General features: G+C 40.8%; 17 protein-coding genes. 3 read left to right on the top strand and 14 right to left on the bottom strand.

Annotated elements, in window-relative coordinates:
- The first annotated feature begins 70 nt into the window (after positions 1-70).
- The gene (locus OCV27_RS15615; RefSeq protein ID WP_125322131.1) at positions 71-550 is read left to right on the top strand and encodes a PaaI family thioesterase; all 480 of its coding nucleotides are present in this window, start codon (positions 71-73) and stop codon (positions 548-550) included.
- A gap of 147 nt (positions 551-697) precedes the next feature.
- On the opposite strand, the gene OCV27_RS15620 is transcribed toward OCV27_RS15615, so the two are convergent.
- Together OCV27_RS15620 and OCV27_RS15625 are read right to left on the bottom strand one after the other, a co-directional pair.
- Positions 698-2332 (bottom strand): methyl-accepting chemotaxis protein, encoded by a 1635-nt coding sequence (locus tag OCV27_RS15620; protein WP_125322130.1) that lies wholly within the window; start codon positions 2330-2332, stop codon positions 698-700.
- A 277-nt stretch (positions 2333-2609) separates the two neighbouring features.
- Positions 2610-3866 (bottom strand): peptidoglycan DD-metalloendopeptidase family protein, encoded by a 1257-nt coding sequence (locus tag OCV27_RS15625; protein ID WP_125322136.1) that lies wholly within the window; start codon positions 3864-3866, stop codon positions 2610-2612.
- Positions 3867-4133: 267 nt separating this feature from the next.
- On the opposite strand from OCV27_RS15625, the gene uilS reads away from it, so the two are divergent.
- Entirely contained in the window at positions 4134-5039 is a 906-nt protein-coding gene (gene uilS, locus OCV27_RS15630; protein ID WP_245986770.1) for a UilS family quorum-quenching N-acyl-homoserine lactonase, read from the top strand.
- 107 nt (positions 5040-5146) lie between these two features.
- Here uilS and OCV27_RS15635 read toward each other — a convergent pair whose 3' ends face one another.
- Positions 5147-5458 (bottom strand): DUF4144 family protein, encoded by a 312-nt coding sequence (locus OCV27_RS15635; RefSeq protein ID WP_125322129.1) that lies wholly within the window; start codon positions 5456-5458, stop codon positions 5147-5149.
- 57 nt (positions 5459-5515) lie between these two features.
- Positions 5516-5731: a TIGR02450 family Trp-rich protein gene (locus OCV27_RS15640; RefSeq protein ID WP_125322127.1), complete on the bottom strand. Its 216-nt coding sequence runs from the start codon at positions 5729-5731 to the stop codon at positions 5516-5518.
- A 143-nt stretch (positions 5732-5874) separates the two neighbouring features.
- Between OCV27_RS15640 and OCV27_RS15645 the strand changes: the two genes are divergently transcribed.
- Positions 5875-7578 (top strand): protein adenylyltransferase SelO, encoded by a 1704-nt coding sequence (locus tag OCV27_RS15645; RefSeq protein ID WP_125322125.1) that lies wholly within the window; start codon positions 5875-5877, stop codon positions 7576-7578.
- 74 nt (positions 7579-7652) lie between these two features.
- Here the strand turns inward: OCV27_RS15645 and OCV27_RS15650 are convergent, their stop codons facing one another.
- From OCV27_RS15650 to OCV27_RS15695, 10 genes are all read right to left on the bottom strand, one after another.
- The gene (locus tag OCV27_RS15650; protein WP_125322123.1) at positions 7653-8996 is read right to left on the bottom strand and encodes a TldD/PmbA family protein; all 1344 of its coding nucleotides are present in this window, start codon (positions 8994-8996) and stop codon (positions 7653-7655) included.
- Complete coding sequence (locus OCV27_RS15655; RefSeq protein WP_125322121.1) at positions 8996-10381, bottom strand: TldD/PmbA family protein; 1386 nt, start codon at positions 10379-10381, stop codon at positions 8996-8998. The genes OCV27_RS15650 and OCV27_RS15655 overlap by 1 nt, the downstream gene beginning before the upstream one ends.
- Before the next feature lie 95 nt (positions 10382-10476).
- Positions 10477-12012 (bottom strand): BCCT family transporter, encoded by a 1536-nt coding sequence (locus OCV27_RS15660; protein ID WP_125322119.1) that lies wholly within the window; start codon positions 12010-12012, stop codon positions 10477-10479.
- Positions 11999-12901 (bottom strand): homocysteine S-methyltransferase family protein, encoded by a 903-nt coding sequence (locus OCV27_RS15665; RefSeq protein ID WP_125322117.1) that lies wholly within the window; start codon positions 12899-12901, stop codon positions 11999-12001. The genes OCV27_RS15660 and OCV27_RS15665 overlap by 14 nt, the downstream gene beginning before the upstream one ends.
- A 106-nt stretch (positions 12902-13007) precedes the next feature.
- Positions 13008-14732: an LVIVD repeat-containing protein gene (locus tag OCV27_RS15670; RefSeq protein WP_125322115.1), complete on the bottom strand. Its 1725-nt coding sequence runs from the start codon at positions 14730-14732 to the stop codon at positions 13008-13010.
- A gap of 104 nt (positions 14733-14836) precedes the next feature.
- Complete coding sequence (locus tag OCV27_RS15675; RefSeq protein ID WP_125322112.1) at positions 14837-15727, bottom strand: hypothetical protein; 891 nt, start codon at positions 15725-15727, stop codon at positions 14837-14839.
- Positions 15728-15742: 15 nt separating this feature from the next.
- Entirely contained in the window at positions 15743-15961 is a 219-nt protein-coding gene (locus OCV27_RS15680; RefSeq protein ID WP_125322110.1) for a helix-turn-helix domain-containing protein, read from the bottom strand.
- Positions 15962-15970: 9 nt separating this feature from the next.
- Positions 15971-16519: a DUF2975 domain-containing protein gene (locus OCV27_RS15685; protein ID WP_125322107.1), complete on the bottom strand. Its 549-nt coding sequence runs from the start codon at positions 16517-16519 to the stop codon at positions 15971-15973.
- Positions 16520-16671: 152 nt separating this feature from the next.
- The gene (locus OCV27_RS15690; protein WP_125322104.1) at positions 16672-17850 is read right to left on the bottom strand and encodes a kynureninase; all 1179 of its coding nucleotides are present in this window, start codon (positions 17848-17850) and stop codon (positions 16672-16674) included.
- 18 nt (positions 17851-17868) lie between these two features.
- Entirely contained in the window at positions 17869-18714 is an 846-nt protein-coding gene (locus OCV27_RS15695; protein ID WP_125322101.1) for a tryptophan 2,3-dioxygenase, read from the bottom strand.
- Positions 18715-18793 lie beyond the last annotated feature (79 nt).

Below are 18793 nucleotides of genomic sequence, written 5' to 3' on the forward strand. Positions count from 1 at the left end.
ATAACACATGCTTAACTAGGGTGGATGGTAAACAACTGAAATTTATGGCACCAATAGCTGAGGAGTACAAATGGAACCCAAAAAGTCGTTTCAAGAACAAATACCCAATAACCATTGCTTTGGATGTGGTCCTCAGAATGAGCAAGGATTAAAAATTCATAGCTATTGGAATGGTGAAAACGAATCGGTCTGCAGTTTTACTCCCCTACAACATCATAGCGCCGGACCGTTGCATTTTCTCAATGGCGGTATCATTTCAACCATCATTGATTGTCATTGTGTATGTACTGCCATTGCCAAAGGGTATAAAATGCGTAGCAGAAATATTGGTATAGGTGAAACTGTGTGGTTCGCAACAGGAAATCTGGACATCAAGTTTTTAAAGCCTGTTCCCATAGATAGTGATGTACAGTTAATCGCATCAATATCTGAGGCAAAAGACCATAAAATCATGTTAAATTGTGACCTATTTTCTGGCGGAGATTTATGCTGCCAAAGTACTATTATCGCAGTAAAAGTACCCAATGAATGGTTTGAGCCTCGCTCATAAGTGACTCAATTTAGGTATTGCTCGCTTTTCATCTAACCAGATTATCGAAAAGTCATTCCTTCCCTACAATGCAGTGATTAAATATGCTAAAAAGCTCAACAACCAAATAGCTGATGAGCTTTAATTTACATTCGGCTTGTATTTTTCCTAATTTTTCTCAACTTTAAAAAACGAAAGTTCTGTGTTCTGTTTGTCTGCCAGTGATGCGAGCTCTGTCGCTGATGACTTCGCTTGATCAACAGCACCAACGTTCTCATTGACCAAATCAAACATAGCTACAGTACTTTGGGAAATCTCCTCAGTCACACTATATTGCTCTTGAGAGGCTGTAGCAACAAGCGTATTGATGCCAGAAATAGTTTCCACTGAACCAGCAATATCATCGAAAGACGACTTAACATTATCAGACAAATCTACTGATTCTTGTATCGAAGCAACATTAGCAATCATATTATTATTCGCTTTTTCTGATTGCTCTTGAAGTTTAGTAATGATCTCTTGAATATTTTGTGTCGATTCTTGTGTCTTGCCCGCGAGTTGGCGAACTTCATCAGCTACAACAGCGAAACCGCGACCCTGATCTCCTGCACGAGCGGCTTCAATTGCGGCATTCAAGGCAAGCAAGTTAGTCTGCTCAGAAATAGAACTGATAACATTAGTGACTTCTCCAATGTTGACTGCACTATTTTTTAATTCCTCGATCATACTTGCTGTTTCTTGCACTGACTTGTTAATGTTCTGTGTCAATACAATTGATTTATCCAATGCTGTGTTACCATCCTTCACATTACTGATCGCTTTCTTCGTTTCTTCCTCAGCTTGTACAGCGTTAGATGACACTTCTTTAGATGTACTAGATAACTCATTGATAGCCGTCGATATACTTTCAACCCGATTAAGCACATCCTGAGTATTATCTGCTGTATTTTGCATTAGTTGCGTTAAGTGGCTAGAAGCCGCACTGGTGTTGTCCGACGAATCAGTCAATTCTCTAATCAACTGAGAAAGTTGCTCAATAGACTGGTTGTAGGTCTGCTTTATTTTGAAAAATTCGTTTTTTGAAGGTGTCAGAACTAAAGGTTTTAGTGTACCTTTGGCGAGTTGCCTTATTGCTTGAGACATTTCACTGATGTTACTCGACAGTAAATTATTAATAATCATCAAAAATACACCTGATACGACACAAGATATTATCGACAGCACAATCACATTAAACACTGAAGAAGATAGCGAAGATTTGAGCGCTGTATAACGCGTCTGTAAGAATTCATCTTCCGCTCCAACAATTTTCTCGAAGATGACACGCATATCATCCACGTATTTTCTACGATCTTGCTGAATGAAATCTAAGACTTCGGTGTCACTAACAGATGTTCTCAGCTTGATTCCCTTATCAATTTCAACGCTAAGCCACTCCTCATAGAGGTTTCTAATCTCATTTAGCCTTTTTGTTTGCACGTCCGTCGGGTTGTTGATAAAAATACCAGCCAAGTACTGCATATCTTTTTTGATGTTTTCAATACCTATTTTATAGGGCATCAAAGAGGACTGAGATTTCGTTAGCATATAACCGCGAAAACCTGTTTCAATATTTAGAATTTGCTCAAGTAAGCTATCAATCTTGCCTTTTATCATATAGGTCTTAGAAACTTGTTCTTGACTAGTGATCACATTCTGATTTGACTGGCTGGCAAGAATGGCAATTGAAGTAAAGCCCACAATAATGACGGTAAGTGCACCAAAAATCAGCATCTTTGTCGGCAGTTTTTGCAAAGTTTTCATAAAACAAATCCTAATTGTCGTTTCAATCAATAATTCTAGGCGAAAAATCACCAATTGTGGTAATACAAAGCACAAATAAGCTTCATTTACATCAAATTATGAATATTTTTTGTATTTCTCAAAGCAATACTTTGTGGCATCAGCATTAAGTTTATTAGAGACCATAAAAAACGCACACATTGATTTAAGTAATGTGTGCGTTTAGTTTGATAAAACTAGGATAAATCCATGACCTTGTTCTAATGCAAGAGAATACTATCTATGACTTGCCTAATCTTTAACTGGTTGGTTTTTCAGACTCCATCTTACTTGCCAGTTGAATTTCTTGCTGTCTCAACATTGTATCTAACTCATCTCGACGTGCTTTAAATGCCACCATTTCATTCTTTGATACTGAACTCGCCATAGGAATATTTGCAGTCATAGCATTTACTGCTCGTCCGCGATCAATCAACTCATAATGAATATGTGGGCCAGTAACACGCCCCGTTGCGCCAGAAAGACCTATTCGTTGCCCACGTGACACTTTTTGCCCTTTACTCACTAAAATTTTACTCAGGTGAAGGTAACGTGTCTTATAGCGACTTCCGTGTTGAATAACAACATAGTTACCCGCATACGGATGTTTGCGAGTCATCACAACAACTCCATCGCCTGTAGCTTGAATTGGAGTACCCGTAGGAGTCGCCCAATCAGTTCCATTATGAGGAGCAATACGACCAGTAACGGGATGTTTGCGAGTGGGATTAAAATTAGAGCTTAATCGATAACTACCGCCCACAGGTTTTCGTTGAAACGCACGCTGTAAACTGTTGCCATTCTTATCGTAGTATTGACCATCAGAGTGAAGATATGCTGTTATTTCTCTGCCGCGATTATAAATCTTTATCGCTTGCAATTCACGATTACCCGTATCTTGCTCACCCACATATTGCTTGGAAAGAACAACCTCAAATACATCACCGACACGCAAGTCACGAGAGAAGTTAAGCTTATCTTTGAGTAACGTTACAATTTGTTCATTTTCATTAATTCCAAGGCCAACACGGTGTAGAGACTGAGAAAAGCTGCCTGCGATTTCTCCTACTAGCGCTTGCTCTCTCCATATGCTAGGGATTTTGACCGTATTAAACGTAAAACTTCCATCATCAAGTAAACGATATACCGCCCGCTCAACAATACTAAATTCCAATTCCATTTTAGCTAAACGTTTGGTATCTATATCCCGCCAGAACCTCAATGTATTTCCTGGTCTTAAAGTATCTAATGCCAGATAGTTTAGGTCCGTTTCCATCACTTTCATCAGTTCCGTATAGCCAAAGCCCAACTGATCGAAAATGGTACTCAAGTTATCTCCTCTTTTAATGACATACTCATAATCTGGTATATCACTAATCACTTCTGTCTGATTCATCAGATTGCCTGTGATACTCGATTCAGGTAAAGAAAGATGGATAATACGTTTGTTCTGGCTGGAATTATTCGTTGCAGATATAACCAATGCGGCAACAATAGGAAGACTCAAAAGTATCATTTTTCTCGACTTAGAAAGCTCTCTAAAACGAGATTTAAAACTATTGGGTTGCACAACTTGACCTATACATGGTTAAAACAAAGCACTAAGATTACGGTTTTCCGGGAGGCTTGTCACCTTCCGATTGTCATTATTGAATCAAAAATAAGACAAACAAGCCTCTGTATAGATTAACCATTATTGATTAAATTATCAATTCATCAATTAAATACATCTATTGAAATTATTTTTTTATTCACTCATCGTAATGAAATAAGTGATGGCATCATGTATAAAAACAACACATACATGATAAGAGAAATACAGATGTACCAAGCAATCGGATTTAAATCACAAAACTATTCAATTTCAGGTCATTTATACTTACCAGAAAATACAACTAAGCCTGCACCTTTAATTATTCTTTGCCACGGTTTTTGTGGTGTAAAAGAGCTACTGCTTCCAGCTTTTGCAAAGCGTTTTTCTGATCAAGGATACGCTGCTTTGACATTCGATTACCGTGGATTTGGCGAAAGCGAAGGCGAGAAAGGGCGCCTAGTCCCAGATCTACAAATCGAAGACATCCATGCTGCTATTGATTGGGCAAAACAAGAGCCATCTCTTGATTCAAACCGTATCGCTTTATGGGGAAGTTCATTTGGTGGCGCAAATGCGATCATTGCAGCAAGTCAGAGCGAAGAAGTGAAATGTGTCATCGCCCAATTAACCTTTGCTGACGGCGAAACTGTCATTACTGGTGAAATGTCTGCTGAAGAAAAAGATAAATTTCTCTCTACAGTTGAGCGCATGCGTGACAAAAAAGCAAAAACTGGCAAAGAAATGATGGTCCCCATTGCTAAAGTATTAAGTGACGTTCAATCAGTGGACTTCTTTAATAAATACAAAGATGACTTCCCTGCGCTGACAATCAAGATTCCGTTTCTCACTGTTTGGGAAACAATAAATCATAAGCCAGTACAAGCGCTGAAAAATCTTAATAAGCCATTGATGATTGTTGCGGCAGAAGACGATGGTGTAAACCCGTTAGAAGAATCAAGGGTATTGTTCGACCATGCCAATGAACCAAAAGCCTTGTATGTGGAAAAAGAAGCAACACATTATCAAGTCTATTCTGGTAAGCACTTTGAATCGGTAGTAACCAAACAGCTGGATTGGTTTAACCAATACTTGTAATCAGTAGCAACACTTAGGACACACTAGAAAAAAGATTAGTTTCACCATAGTTAAAGTTTATGGCATCAAAAAATCTTTAACTTTCTTGATATGTGTCCTTGTGTTTTTTACGCTAGCGACTGAATCGCTTCAATTATCGAAGTGAACTGAATTTTCGTCAAGCAGACTTCAGCTTGGACAAACTGGTGCTCCTGAATAAGCTGTGTAACACGCTCAAGAGAGAGAATTAGATCAAGTGATTCAACGGTACAGCCGCGTTGGGATGTTTTGAATTGATAGACCTGCCCAAAACTATCAATCAGGCAATCGGAATAGCTGCAAATCAGACCGTCAAGTTCGCGGAATAAAGCTTGCTCGCAAGCGAGAACAATAAGCTCAGGATCCCCTTCTAGTTTGAGTAAACAAGGCCATTTCACCATAACAATTTTTAGTAGCTGTAATTAATAATCTAATTTACCACTGAACTGCTGTTAACACTACTTCCAGCCATATAGCCATTGGCTTGAGTCTTTTAACTTATTCCAATCAATGAGATAGTCATTTTTCGACAGTATTGCTTGCAAAGTGCAGGATAATATACGGCCTTCATCATCATACTCCGCTTCTGTTACCAAAAAGTGCTTTTCTCGTTTCAAAGGCGTAACTGCGGTCCATTTACTATTGCGAAGCTTAGCTGGGTTGATTTTGTTCATATATAATCCACAGATTAAGAGTGTTTGATTTATCAACTCATTGTACGTCTTTAAAAAAACATTAGGTCAATGATTGATGCCTTTTTATCAATAGAAACGTATCATGGCTAGTAAGTCAGATTCATCATTGGAGCATTAAGACGATGAGCAAACCGAAAGACATCCAAATCTCAAATTGCCTGGTGCACATCGAGAGTCTTGCTGCGGCAGTAGATTATTCTTTGCTAAACACTCTCAAACCAGACCCTGATGCAACAGTGAATGGAGAGGATCATCTCTCAAGGCAAATATTCTCTGGGCATTATGTTCCCGTAACACCCACCCCTATTGCTGAGCCTGTTTATGTAAGTCACAGTACCACATTCTTTGAAGAACTTGGACTAAGTGATGATCTAGCCAAATCAAAAGACTTCAAACGACTGTTTTCTGGTGATATGGATAATGCTCCTGAACCAATGAAAAATACTGGCTGGGCGACGGGCTATGCTCTCTCTATCTTTGGTACTGAATACATACAACAGTGCCCATTTGGAACGGGGAATGGCTACGGAGACGGCCGAGCCATTTCAATATTTGAAGGTATGTTGAATAATAAGCGCTGGGAAATGCAGTTAAAAGGTGGTGGTCCAACCCCATACTGTCGAGGTGCCGACGGTAGGGCTGTACTTCGTTCAAGTGTGCGAGAATATCTTGCTCAAGAATACATGCATGCTCTTGGGATCCCGTCTTCCCGTTCTCTATGCCTTTTTGCATCACAATCAGAAACTGTCGACAGGCCTTGGTATAGCGAAGGAACTCGCTCTGAAAATCCTGACATCCTGGTGTCTAACCCGGTTGCGATTACAACCCGAGTCGCCCCCTCTTTCTTACGTGTGGGACAACTTGAGCTCTTTAGTCGTCGGGCTCGCTGCCATACTAACTCTGATGCATTGAAAGAGTTAGAAATGATTACGCTCCATATAATCGAGCGAGAATATCGAGATGAGATTGATCACACTTTACCACTTACGGAGAAGGTATTAATTCTAGCCCGTTCATTTCGAGAAAGACTAACTTCTTTAGTCACCAATTGGATTCGAGTCGGCTATTGCCAAGGTAACTTTAACAGCGACAACTGCGCTATTGGAGGGTTTACTCTAGATTATGGGCCATTTGGATTTTGTGAGTATTTTGAGCCTTATTTTCAACCATGGACTGGCGGTGGTCGCCACTTCGCTTTTCTAAATCAACCTTTAGCTGCGGAAAAAAACTTCGAGACGTTCTGCGTAGCATTAGAACCGCTCTTGCATTCGTCACCAGAGCAGAAAAGGCAACTAGCGAAGATCTGTGAAGGTTTCTCTCCGTTGATTCAAACTAAAATTAACCAGATGTGGGCAGATAAACTTGGACTAGAAACACTCGATCATAAGTTACTCAACCAACTTATCACATTGATGATGAAAACCCATGTCGACTACACACTCTTTTTTCGTGAGCTTTGTAATATTCCCGAAAACATCTCAGACATTGAAAGCAGTTTCTACGCCGCGCCCAGTGATGAAGTTACGGAAGAATGGCAACAATGGTTAACCTCATGGCGAAAAAAAATACCTTCAGCATCAAGTCCGGAAGCTATCGCTAAACAGATGAACCAGATTAACCCCAAATACACATGGCGTGAGTGGTTAATTGTGCCTGCCTACCAGCTAGCAGAAAATGGTGATTATACTTTAATACATGAGTTGGAAGAGGTTTTTCAAGACCCTTATGGTGAACAATCACAGCAGATGGAAGATAAGTATTACCGCTTAAGGCCACTAGAGTTTTTTGCTTCAGGTGGCGTGTCACACTACAGTTGTTCGTCATAAAGCACTCTATTTAAATAGAACAAAAATCTAACCATAGCAAAGAGGACTTAACCAAGTCCTCTTACAAATACAGATTATTTACCACCAATACTCAATCGTGAAAATCTGATCTCTGGGGCGAAGAAAGTCCGACTATCATTGATATCTTGGGTACTACCCACTGCATCAACTTCTTGCAACATCTTGTAGAAGTTGCCAGCTACGGTTATTCCGCGCACCGGTTGAATACGCTGCCCATCACGGCACAAGAAACCACTAGCACCAAACGAGAAGTCCCCACTGACCACATCTGCGCCAGAGTGAACACCTTGCAATTCAACCAACTCCAAGTACTCACCCGCTTGAACTTCAGATGTACTACTATGACCAAGTGCAATCATTTTATGGTTTGCAGAGACATCTAAACTGGATTTTGCACCTCGAGCAGCACTAGCTGTCGATACCACGCAAAAATAACTTGCGCTATGGCTGTTATGTAGCAGAGTCTTAAGCTCACCAGCGGCAATCAATACATTGTCTTGCGTAGCAAAACCCTCACTATCAAAGCTGGCAATCGACATACCATTTGGCGTGTAAGCTACATCTGTTAAAGAAATCAGATTGCTGGCAATACTTTGACCAAGCTTATCGGCAAGTGGCGTCACACCTTTCATCGCGCTCATACCAGAAAATGCATTTCCAAAAGCGCCAAATAAACTGCTTAAAGCATTAATGGAAAATACAGCCGCGTACTTTCCTGTTGCTATTGGCGAACCATCAAGTAATTCTCGTGCCAGGTTGTACCCTTCATCAACACATAATGCCGGGCTCAAATCAGTAAAACGTCGACCCACTGACATTTTACCTGCCATGGCTTGTTTACCGTCTTTTTCAAGTAATGCATAGGCATAACAATTGAATGAGCGCTCAAAGTGCTGACACAAACTTCCTTGAGTATTAGCGATAATAAGTTGAACTTCACCGTCACTGTATCCATTGTAAGGAGAGCTAACTCCATCAGATTTATCGACAAGCCCTTGCTCAAGTGAGACGGCTAATTGAATTTTATCATCAACTAACGCCGTATCCGGCTGGGCAATTTCGTCTGCATCGGATTGGATATGGCTGTTTATACAAGCAATCGTTTGGTGTTCATCTTGCTTAGAAAAGCGTGCACTTTCTAACGCGTTGGTTAGCATTAAATCCAAACTGGTTTGTTCAAGGGATTCTGAGTAACTGGTGGCAACGCGTGCATCTTTGACAACACGCACCCCAAGCACCTGGCTAGAACTGACTTTATATTCATCTAACTGGCCTTGGTTTGCTTTAAGGGAGAAACTGCTATTGCGACTGACAATCACGTCTGCTTCGGCGCCTTGCCGTTTAGCTTCTGATAAAACGTAATCCACCGAGTTAAGAAGTTGTTGTTCACTACTCATTAGTTACCACCTCCAACCAGAATATTATCCACTTTAAGGGAAGGCTGCCCAACGGTCGTCGGGACAGAACCACTGACTGAACCGCACATTCCCGGTGCTAAGGCCATATCTTGGCCTACCATACTGATTTCTTTAAGTACTTTAGGGCCAGTGCTAATAAGGGTTGCTGTTTTTAATGGTTTGGTAATTTTGCCGTTTTCGATTAGATAAGCTTCTCGCACCGCAAAGTTAAATTCTCCTGTGCCCGGTTGAACCGAGCCACCACCCATTTTTTTGGCGTAAATACCGTGCTCTATTCCAGCTAGCATATCATCAAGAGAATGATCACCTGCTTCAATAAAGGTATTTCGCATCCTAGACGCAGGAGCAAACTTGTAGTTCTGGCGACGGCCTGATCCTGTCGGCTGATAACCCGTTTTCAGGCTACCCATTTTATCGACCATAAAACTGGTCAACTTACCATCTTTAATCAATTGAGTGCGTTTAGTTGGCATGCCTTCATCATCAACATGAATCGATCCCCACTCGTTGGTCATAGTGCCATCGTCAACAGCACTGACCGCAGAATGTGCAATCATCTCACCCATCTTGTCATGAAATACCGACGCCTTCTTGGCAACGGCTGTCGTCTCCAGTAAGTGGCCACATGCTTCATGGAAAATGACACCTCCGAAACCATTACCAATTACGACTGGCATTTCTCCGGATGGGCAGGGATCTGCGCCCAATTTAACCAGTGCTTGCTGCGCTATGGTTTGCCCAAGCTCTTTCGCATCCAAATGCTGACTAAATTCCCAACCAGATAGAGCACCAGGCCCCTCCATACCAGAAGTTTGCTCATCACCTTGCTGCGCAACCGTATTACCTGCAACACGAATATAATGGCGGGTATCATCAACTTGTAAACCTTCAGAATTGAAGATAGAGATTTTCTGCTCACGCTGAAGCACACTACCAATAAACTGGCTGATAAACTCACTTTCTGCGCGTGCGGATTTATCAACATCCAATAAAAAAGCAATCTTTGCATCTAGATTAGCATCTTGGCTAAGAGGCATTTTACAACCATGTTGAGCTGGATATGAGTTTAAATTCAGTGCTCCTGATGAAACAATTTGCTGGCGTTTGTCCTTGGCAGCAAGGAGTGAAGTCACTCGTTTTAATTCAGCCTCATCTGTGCTGTTGGTGTAACCATAAAGAACTTTATAACCAAAAAAGAGTCGGATACCAATACCAAAATCGATACCTGTGTTGACTTTATCTACTTCACTTGAAGCAATTTGAACAGTATTCGTTTGGTGATGTTCAACGAATAGCTCGGCAAAATCAGCGCCTAAAAAAAGAGCGTGATCAATGACGGCTTGCGCTGTTACAAAGTTAAGCATGAAATCTCCTAGGGGACTGCATTTAGAGATTTCATCTTAACAAGAATTGGTTTTAACTACCTCTATTGTTAAAGCGCTTTTTGGTATTTTTGCGACTAAGCGATCAACTCCTTGGGTTTCAACTCTTCTTCAACATCATACTCTCGCGCACTCTTTCCAGTTAATTCCATCATAATTTGTTTAATTAACACCCCATAAATAAACATCATCGGCAGCCCAGCCACCACACACAATGATTTTATGGTATTGATACCACCGCCTGTCAAAAACACACTAAAGCTAATCAAAGCAATGGCTCCAGCCCAAAGTAGCTTTACCTTAATGTCAGGATCCCCATTTATGGACAATCGGTTTGTGGTCAGCATAGAAGTCGCTACGCTCGCACTAGACATGGTAGTGAGCATTAAAAAAAACTGGATTATCAAAAACAAAGAGAGAACCAGATTCTTTGCTGGTAACGTTTGAATTAGGGAAACAACTGCGAAAGTTTGCCCACCACTACTCATCCATTCTTGTACAGGGTAGCCACCTAATAGCTGAGCCCATACCGCGTAACCGCCAAAAATTGAAATAAAAAAAGTACAACCAAGAGAACCCATTGAAATCGCATACAAAATCATTTCACGTATTGTCCGCCCTCTTGATATGCGAGTAATGAAAAGCCCCATCATTATCAGGTAAGCGTAATACCAAAACCAATAATATTGTGTCCATGCTTGCGGGAAGCCACTTTGCTGCACAGGATCAGTCCAAAGTGACATACGAAAAAAACTATCTAACATTACCCCCAAAGAATCGGTGAGATTGTTTAAAATAAATTGTACATTGGATGAGAACAAAACAAACAAAGCGAATATAATCGCCGAGATCACTGTATAATCAGATACCTTGCTTATACCCTTATTAAATCCCACCAAGGTGACAGCAAATAAGACCAAAACAAACAGCACTATGATGCTCCCCTGTAGAACAAGATTATTCTCTACACCAAACAACTCAGCAGCACCAGCACTAAGCAAAGTTACCGTCAACGCCAATGAACTTGCAAATGCTGCCAAAGTACCAAAAATCGCCAGTAAATCTATGGATTTAGCCACGTATTTATTACGACCTAGTACTGGCTCACATAAGGTAGAAAGCTTTAAAGTGCGTTTCTTTTTAACATAGAAGGCATAGGCAAACGGAATCGCAGGGAAACAATAAATCGCCCACCCTGTGACACCCCAATGGAAAATAGAATAAGTTACAGACCAAGCGGCGGCAGTATAACTATTAGCTTCTGCAAAAAGAGGAGGCGATTGTAAATAGTACATGGGTTCACCAATACCCCAATAAATCAAAGATGCTCCTACTCCAGCAGTAAAAATCATCCCTCCATACGAGAAATTAGAGTATTCAGGTTTATCATCTCCTAAGCGGATATCTCCATATTTCGAGAAAGCGAGCCAAAGCAAAAAACCAACCAATGCCAAACTAACAAGCTGCACTAACCAACCAAACCAGTCGGTGACAAAAGTCATCGCATTGCCTGCCATATCTTGAGCTTGATCAGGATACAAAGAGGAAACAAGTAGAATAAACAAAACAGTTACAATAGCAGGGATAGCCAATCCTAAATTAAGATTCTTCAAGACTGTCTCTCCACTGTGCTAGAGCTTGGACATGGATCGGCTCAATACCACAGCATCCCCCAATAACGTGCGCCCCTAACTCGTACCATCTTTGAGCATATTCAAGATATTCTGAGGGTGAAAAGTGTCTAATTGCCTGCAGTGAATCATTGGCCTGATGGTCAGATTTTATTGGTGCAAAGCTGTTAGCATATACCCCAATAATAAAAGGCTTATCATTGTGCTTCATTACTTTGTTCACTTCTTTGATAGCATTTTCGATAACCTCTGGGATAGAACAGTTAAAGAAAATACCATCGACATTGGCGTCAAGTAATTCTTCCACTGCCTCCGTAACTGACTCTCCCGAACGGAGAGATGGTGATTGCTCAGTGTCATCTTGCAAGGTGAAAGATAGGTATACCGGTTTTTTAGAATTCGCTAATACCTTAGTGATGACTCTCGCCTCACCAAGGCTTGCAATAGTTTCAGCTAACCAAATATCAACATATGCCTGCTGAGCTTCAGCCAAGCTGGTAATGATTTCGTACGCTCTTTGCTCATCAAAAAAATCTGGACGATATGAACCAAACGCCGGCGGAAGTGCACCTGCAACCAAAATTTTTTTCTCTGATTCTTGCGCCACTTCGCGGGCAAGCTGCGCAGCTTTTTCTGCCAGTACTTGGCCTTGTTCTGCATAAAGCGCTTCACCTAAATGAAACGGCACACAAGCGTAGCTATTCACAGTAATGATCTGCGCGCCAGCTTCTATAAAACCTTGATGCGCTTGCTTAACATGCTGTGGAGACTCGATCAGTGCTTGCGCACTCCATAGAGGCTGAGAAAAAGGGGCGCCAATGCGTTTAAGCTCTCGCCCCATTCCACCATCCAATATTGTAAGGCTAACCATTTAGACATCCATACGTCTTAACATCTTAATGGTCATTAAATCACAATAGACTGCAAGTTACAGTTAATTTTCTTCATATTTAACATGAAGAAAATTCATAGTTAACTTATTCGTTAATCACTTTTTCTGGCCAAGGTCTCGTTGGCGCCTCAAAGCTAGGCTCCCCTAATACAGGGCTAGACAATACGTAAAAACCATGGTTAGTAAAGAGCCAAAATAAGTTTCGGTCATACTCGACATACACCGCATGAGATAAGTTACCCATCGCATAATCAGCCACTTTATCCGGAGCAAATGGTGGAACAAAGTAAGCTGTTATTTTGGGTTTGTTCGGCTTAGATACATCAAATACTTGCAGACCTGCATTATAAAAGTTGTAGGGCAATAACCCTGACTTGGCAATACCAGGTTGATGGTAGGCTCCTGTACGTTTAGGACCAAAGCTGCCTCTGCGCTGACAATAGTCTGTAAAATTTGCCTCTTTTGGTGGCATAGGTCTTGGCAAAACCCCTTTAACTATTGGATTAGTGGGTTTTGATACATCAATCACATATACATCTTTATAGGGTTCATAACAATCTTCATTCAATGGGTAACCACTATAATAAATTAGCCCCGTCTCTTCGACCTGAGATACATCGATAAAATCCCCTTCCGTGCCAGCAACACTAGGCGGGAAAGTAACATGACCTACCGTCTTCATCTGGCTTGGATCATGTATATCGACCACATAAAGCCCTAACCCTCCCATAGCAGCATACGCATATTCTGATTCTTTATTATTAATAAACAGTGACATACGCGCTCCCATCCATGAAGTTCGATTACCTACACGAGGATTTTGTTTATATGCTTTTTCATGCTCAGGATCACCAGCGATTTGACCGGGAACTGACAGCATGTCTAACAAACGAGGATTGCGAGGATCAGACATGTCCCAAGCCTGGTAGCCGGCACTGTATAAATCGTTAGGGTATTCCGTTAATGCATACTTTTTATCGGGCGCAGCCGCTAAATACATCACACCATCACCATAATACGACGGTATGTCGCGCACGCCAGAGCCTTGTTGCTGACCAATTGGAGCATCTGGATTAAGAATATCCGTGGTGCGCTCGGAAAGTAAGGTCCAATCTTCAGGCATTGGCCCTTTCATGCTATATACCTTAAATCCCTTCAAATGCTGACTTTGCCGAATAGCTTTAACTTGCTCTGGACTACGATATTTATCCTTAAGTAAGCCAAAACGCCTGACCTCATAAGCTTGCACCATCACATAACTTTGCTCAGATTCACTCCATTGAATCGACGCGGCGCCCATCATTTCTCCGTCTTTAAAGGGCTGTTGTGCTTCTCCTAGACCCGATTTCCCCCATGTATGCCCTTTAGTTAACAGCAATTTTACGTCCTTTGGATTCGTAATATCGAAAACCTTCAGATCGCCCCTGACATACTGATACAAGTAGCGCTTGCCATCAAAGTCCACCATATTTTGCCAAGTATGAAAAGGCTCAACCGTAATCGGATAGTAGGCTTCAACCGTCATATTATGCTGATAGCTTTGCGTATCCCAGTAGTCCAACTGGCCTTCAAACGGCTGCGCTTGATGCGAGCTTGGCGCTTCCTTAGGGTGATAAAAACGCCCATCTGGACCAAACCCATAATCTGACGGACTGGGAGCTTTAGGATCCTTATTGGGAGATAAAGCCACTTGCCTTTTTACCATCTCATCATCAATCACATATGGCGTGTCAGCACTCGCCGCACAAGCCGTATTACTGGCAATCAATGATACTAAAATTAAGGAGCGTATCGGAATCGAATCAAACATAAACAGCCTTATTATCAATCAAGTAAATGAGAATAAGACTATATCTCAGCAGGAAAACAGAAAACTGAACCTTGTTGGCTTTATCTCAATAGGATATCTGGAGTTTAATCAGTAGTGTTGGCGAGAGATACCTCTCTACTTTTCCTTGATTGAGAATACGCAACAGCAAGACTGACTGCCACGCCAATAAACACCCACTCTAGGGTAAATTGGCTGATACTCAACAAACGATCCATCAAATCATCAATAGTTGAAATCCACATATAAAATACAAACTTTGCGCCGCTTTGAGTCAGTATCAGTAGAGCAGCGATGGTTTTGGGCAAAAGCATTTTTAGATTTCTGGTGCCGTTTTGACCGATCAGATAACAAATAAAATAGGCGGCAATCATAGGCTCAATAAAGGTTACTGATGCAATGATGTCGACTATCTTAGGATATGGGAAAGACAGCACGCCCGATTCAGATGGCGGAGTAAGAAGCTGAGCAAGTGGGGCTGTGATTTCTTGCAAAAATGGGGTTAGCCAGAGATGTACCCCAACGCTGTAAAAAATGACCACTATTGCTGTGAAAAACAGATTATAACGCTTTGCTAAGCAGCGCTGAAAACTAACAATAGCTAACGTTATAACAAAGGTTGCTAAAAGCTCGGGAAGGTAGCTTAATACCCAAACAAATAAATACTTTTGATCCACTGTATAGCCTGCAGTAAGTGGTAAACGGATAAAAAGCTCTTGAATTGCAGCCATAGTGACAAAAGCAATACCAATATGTTGAGCGAAGCTGATTGAGGGCTTCCAGCGCACCAATTGCAAACTCAACCAAAGTATTCCTAAGCTTTGAATAACAAATATGAACATATTTATCCATTGCGTCGGTTGCCATTGAGGATAAGCTACCCCCCAGTTCGTCATTTGTATATGGATATTAACAGCGAGTATTCCCACAATAAAAAGGTAAACTCCGAGTAATAATTTTGACGATTTAATATTCATATTGATCCCATAAAACTAATTACTTAAAGAATTTGGCTGATACTCTAAAATATCACCGGGCTGGCATTCTAAAGCCTGACAGATTTTTTCTAACGTGCTGAAGCGAATTGCTTTGGCTTTGCCATTTTTTAAAATCGATAGGTTTTGCTCACTCACACCCACTCTTTCAGATAACTCTTTTAAGCGCATCTTGCGTTTGGCCATCATCACATCCAGATTGATAATAATATCCACTGCTACCTCCTAAATTGTGTGTTTTTGCTCATCGGCAAGTTGCTGAGCTTCACGCATAACATGTGAAATAACCACCACAATAAAACCGCAGAATAAGGCCATCACATCTAAACCGGTGAAAGTCAATGCCAGCAAGCGCTCACCAGGAGGGTTATTAAAACTTAGTGCTACTGAAAAGAGCCCTGAATATACAAAACCACCAATCGCCCAGTAAAAAAAGACAAAGCCAAGTTGGCGATAGTATTTTACAGTCTGAATGGTAAATATTTCCCCGTTCTCGTAACTTTTAAATAGATTTTTCAGTAAGATAAGGGCATAAAATACAATTCCACAAGGGAGTAAGCTAATCAATAGAGACAACAAACGAGTTTGTAAAGTTAAAGGCTCACTAGTGTATGAACTAACATCATAACTAAGCTCAAATATACCTGACTTAGTCAATATATCACCGGAAGTTTGCACTGTTAGCCAAAAATAGATAGTCGCGACAGGTAATAAAACCATCAAAAAGTTAATAACTATCCCAATTCTTCGGCTGTAGATTTGAATTTGTTGCATAAAGATCTCCAACTGATTGATGGAGGCATCTTAGCATCAAAAACCAACAAAACAACAAAAATTTATTGATAAACATTAAAATTTTATCTTTATTATGTTTTATTCTTTGCCAATAGCTTAATATGTTAGGAAATGATCCCTGAGATGATTAACTAAAAGTGCCCTGCAACTTGCTCTATCTCGTTCAACGCATTGTCGATTTGTTCATTTGATACGTAAGGCGCAGGACCCAACCTCAGCTGATCTCCTCGACTATCGGTTTGGATCCCTCTAGCCTTAAGCCGTTTTACCCATTCAGCTGCTTTTGGCGTAGTTAAGGATAGAAAACCTGCATTATTTTGAATACTATGTCGCGGAAACGATAAAACCTTGTTCGTAAGGTTTAAGCTTTCAATGCCTTGCCATAACCTAGTGATTTGTTGCCGATTGAGTTCTGCAAGTCTTGCTACAGATAAATCCTGCTGGTCAAAAAAATCAAATACAGCAGCAGCACGGTAATGGCTGGTAGGATCATAAGTTGAACCGGCAAATGCGCCTTGCCCTTTGCCATAACTCACTTGATGGGCCTTTTGGTTTAAAGATTCAAACTCAGCAAACCATCCTGTGATAATTGGCGAACCATTGTAACCTCGGGGAATACGCATAAAGCAATTTCCCTCTCCCGCTTGACAATATTTATAACCACCACCAACAATAAACGCGTGTTGCAGCCGCCATTTAGCGAGATCGAACTCAATCACGTTAGTTGCATGGTAGACATCGACTAAGCATGGAATAGAAAGTGACTTTGCCGCACTGGCAACTTGACCAATTTTTTTGAAGATTTGACTAGTTGCGAAGAAGACCGCCGATAGCATCACTGCGTCTGTCGAACGATCCACTTTTTCTATAATACGATCAGCTAAGCTTTCTGATGGTTGAGTAGGAACAACATCTATATGAATGTTTAGCTCTTTAAGCCGTTCTAGTTGACGACGTATTGAATAAAATTCACCATCTGTAGTCACTATTTTTATCTGTGTATTTTTCTTCGATTTGAAACAATTGAGATCAGATAAGAACCTAAGAATAAGCTCATGAGTTGACTGCCCCAGAACAACTTGCCCATTTGGCTCATGCATAGTTAAACGATAAAATACTCTAACTCTCTCTGCTTTTTCAAACGCTAATTCCCATTTATCATCAATGTGTTTAGCTGCGTCGTTGAAGCAATCTAACACACCCTGCTTTGCCACATCTGGCCACGCCTGATGAGAGTGTCCAGACAGCAAAATGCGCTCAGCAACATCAAATTCTCGGTAATGCTGCTGTAAATCTTTGGCAATATCCATTCTTTAATCCTGTTTCGCTTAAAGTTGAGTACGTAATTCAAACAGTTCAGGAAAAAAGCTTATATCGAGTGCTTTTTTTAAAAATGCCACTCCAGATGAGCCTCCGGTACCTCGCTTATGACCAATGATACGTTGCACCGTATACATATGCTTAAATCGCCATTGCTGAAAACTATCTTCAATATCCACCAGTTTTTCAGCTAATTCGTACAATTCGAAGTATTTATCTGCATCACGATAAACTGTAAGCCATGCATTGAGTACTGAGCCGTTTTTTTCATAAGGTAAGCTCACATCTCTTAATAGTTGGCTCTTGTCTACCTCTAACCCTTGCTGGGCAAGTATTGACAAGGTCACGTCATACAAACTAGGCGTTTCGAGCACTGCCTTTAATTCTTGATACGCTTGAGCGTTATTTTCATGAACTTTCAGTAGTGCTTGATTTTTATTGCCTAGCAAAAATTCAAGCTTGCGATAACCACAGGACTGAAAACCTGAGGAATAGCCCAAAGAATCTCTGAACTTCAGATAATCGACTGGAGTTAGAGTGGAGAGAATAGACCAAGATTGGGTAAGCTGATTAAAGATTTGTTTAACACGAGAAATCACTTTAGATGCATGGCCAAAATCTCCCTGCTTAAGGTTTTCTATCGCTTCCGACAACTCATGACCAGCAAGCTTGAGCCACAATTCACTGGATTGATGAATAATAATAAACAGCATTTCATCGTGTTGGTCGGAGAGAGGTACTTGTGCGGAAAGGATTTGATTTAATTTTAGATAATCCCCATAAGACATATCGTCTTTAAAATCGGTATGAATGTCTTTTTCCATTTCTCGGAAATTATCATGTGGGCATGCCATAAGCTAAGTCCTTGCTTTCTTACTGAAGATGCTATCAATTGTATATTATTACGAAAAATTCAAGGTTATCGCTTTAATA

The organism is Vibrio pectenicida (assembly GCA_024347015.1).
GTDB classification, from domain to species: domain Bacteria; phylum Pseudomonadota; class Gammaproteobacteria; order Enterobacterales; family Vibrionaceae; genus Vibrio; species Vibrio pectenicida.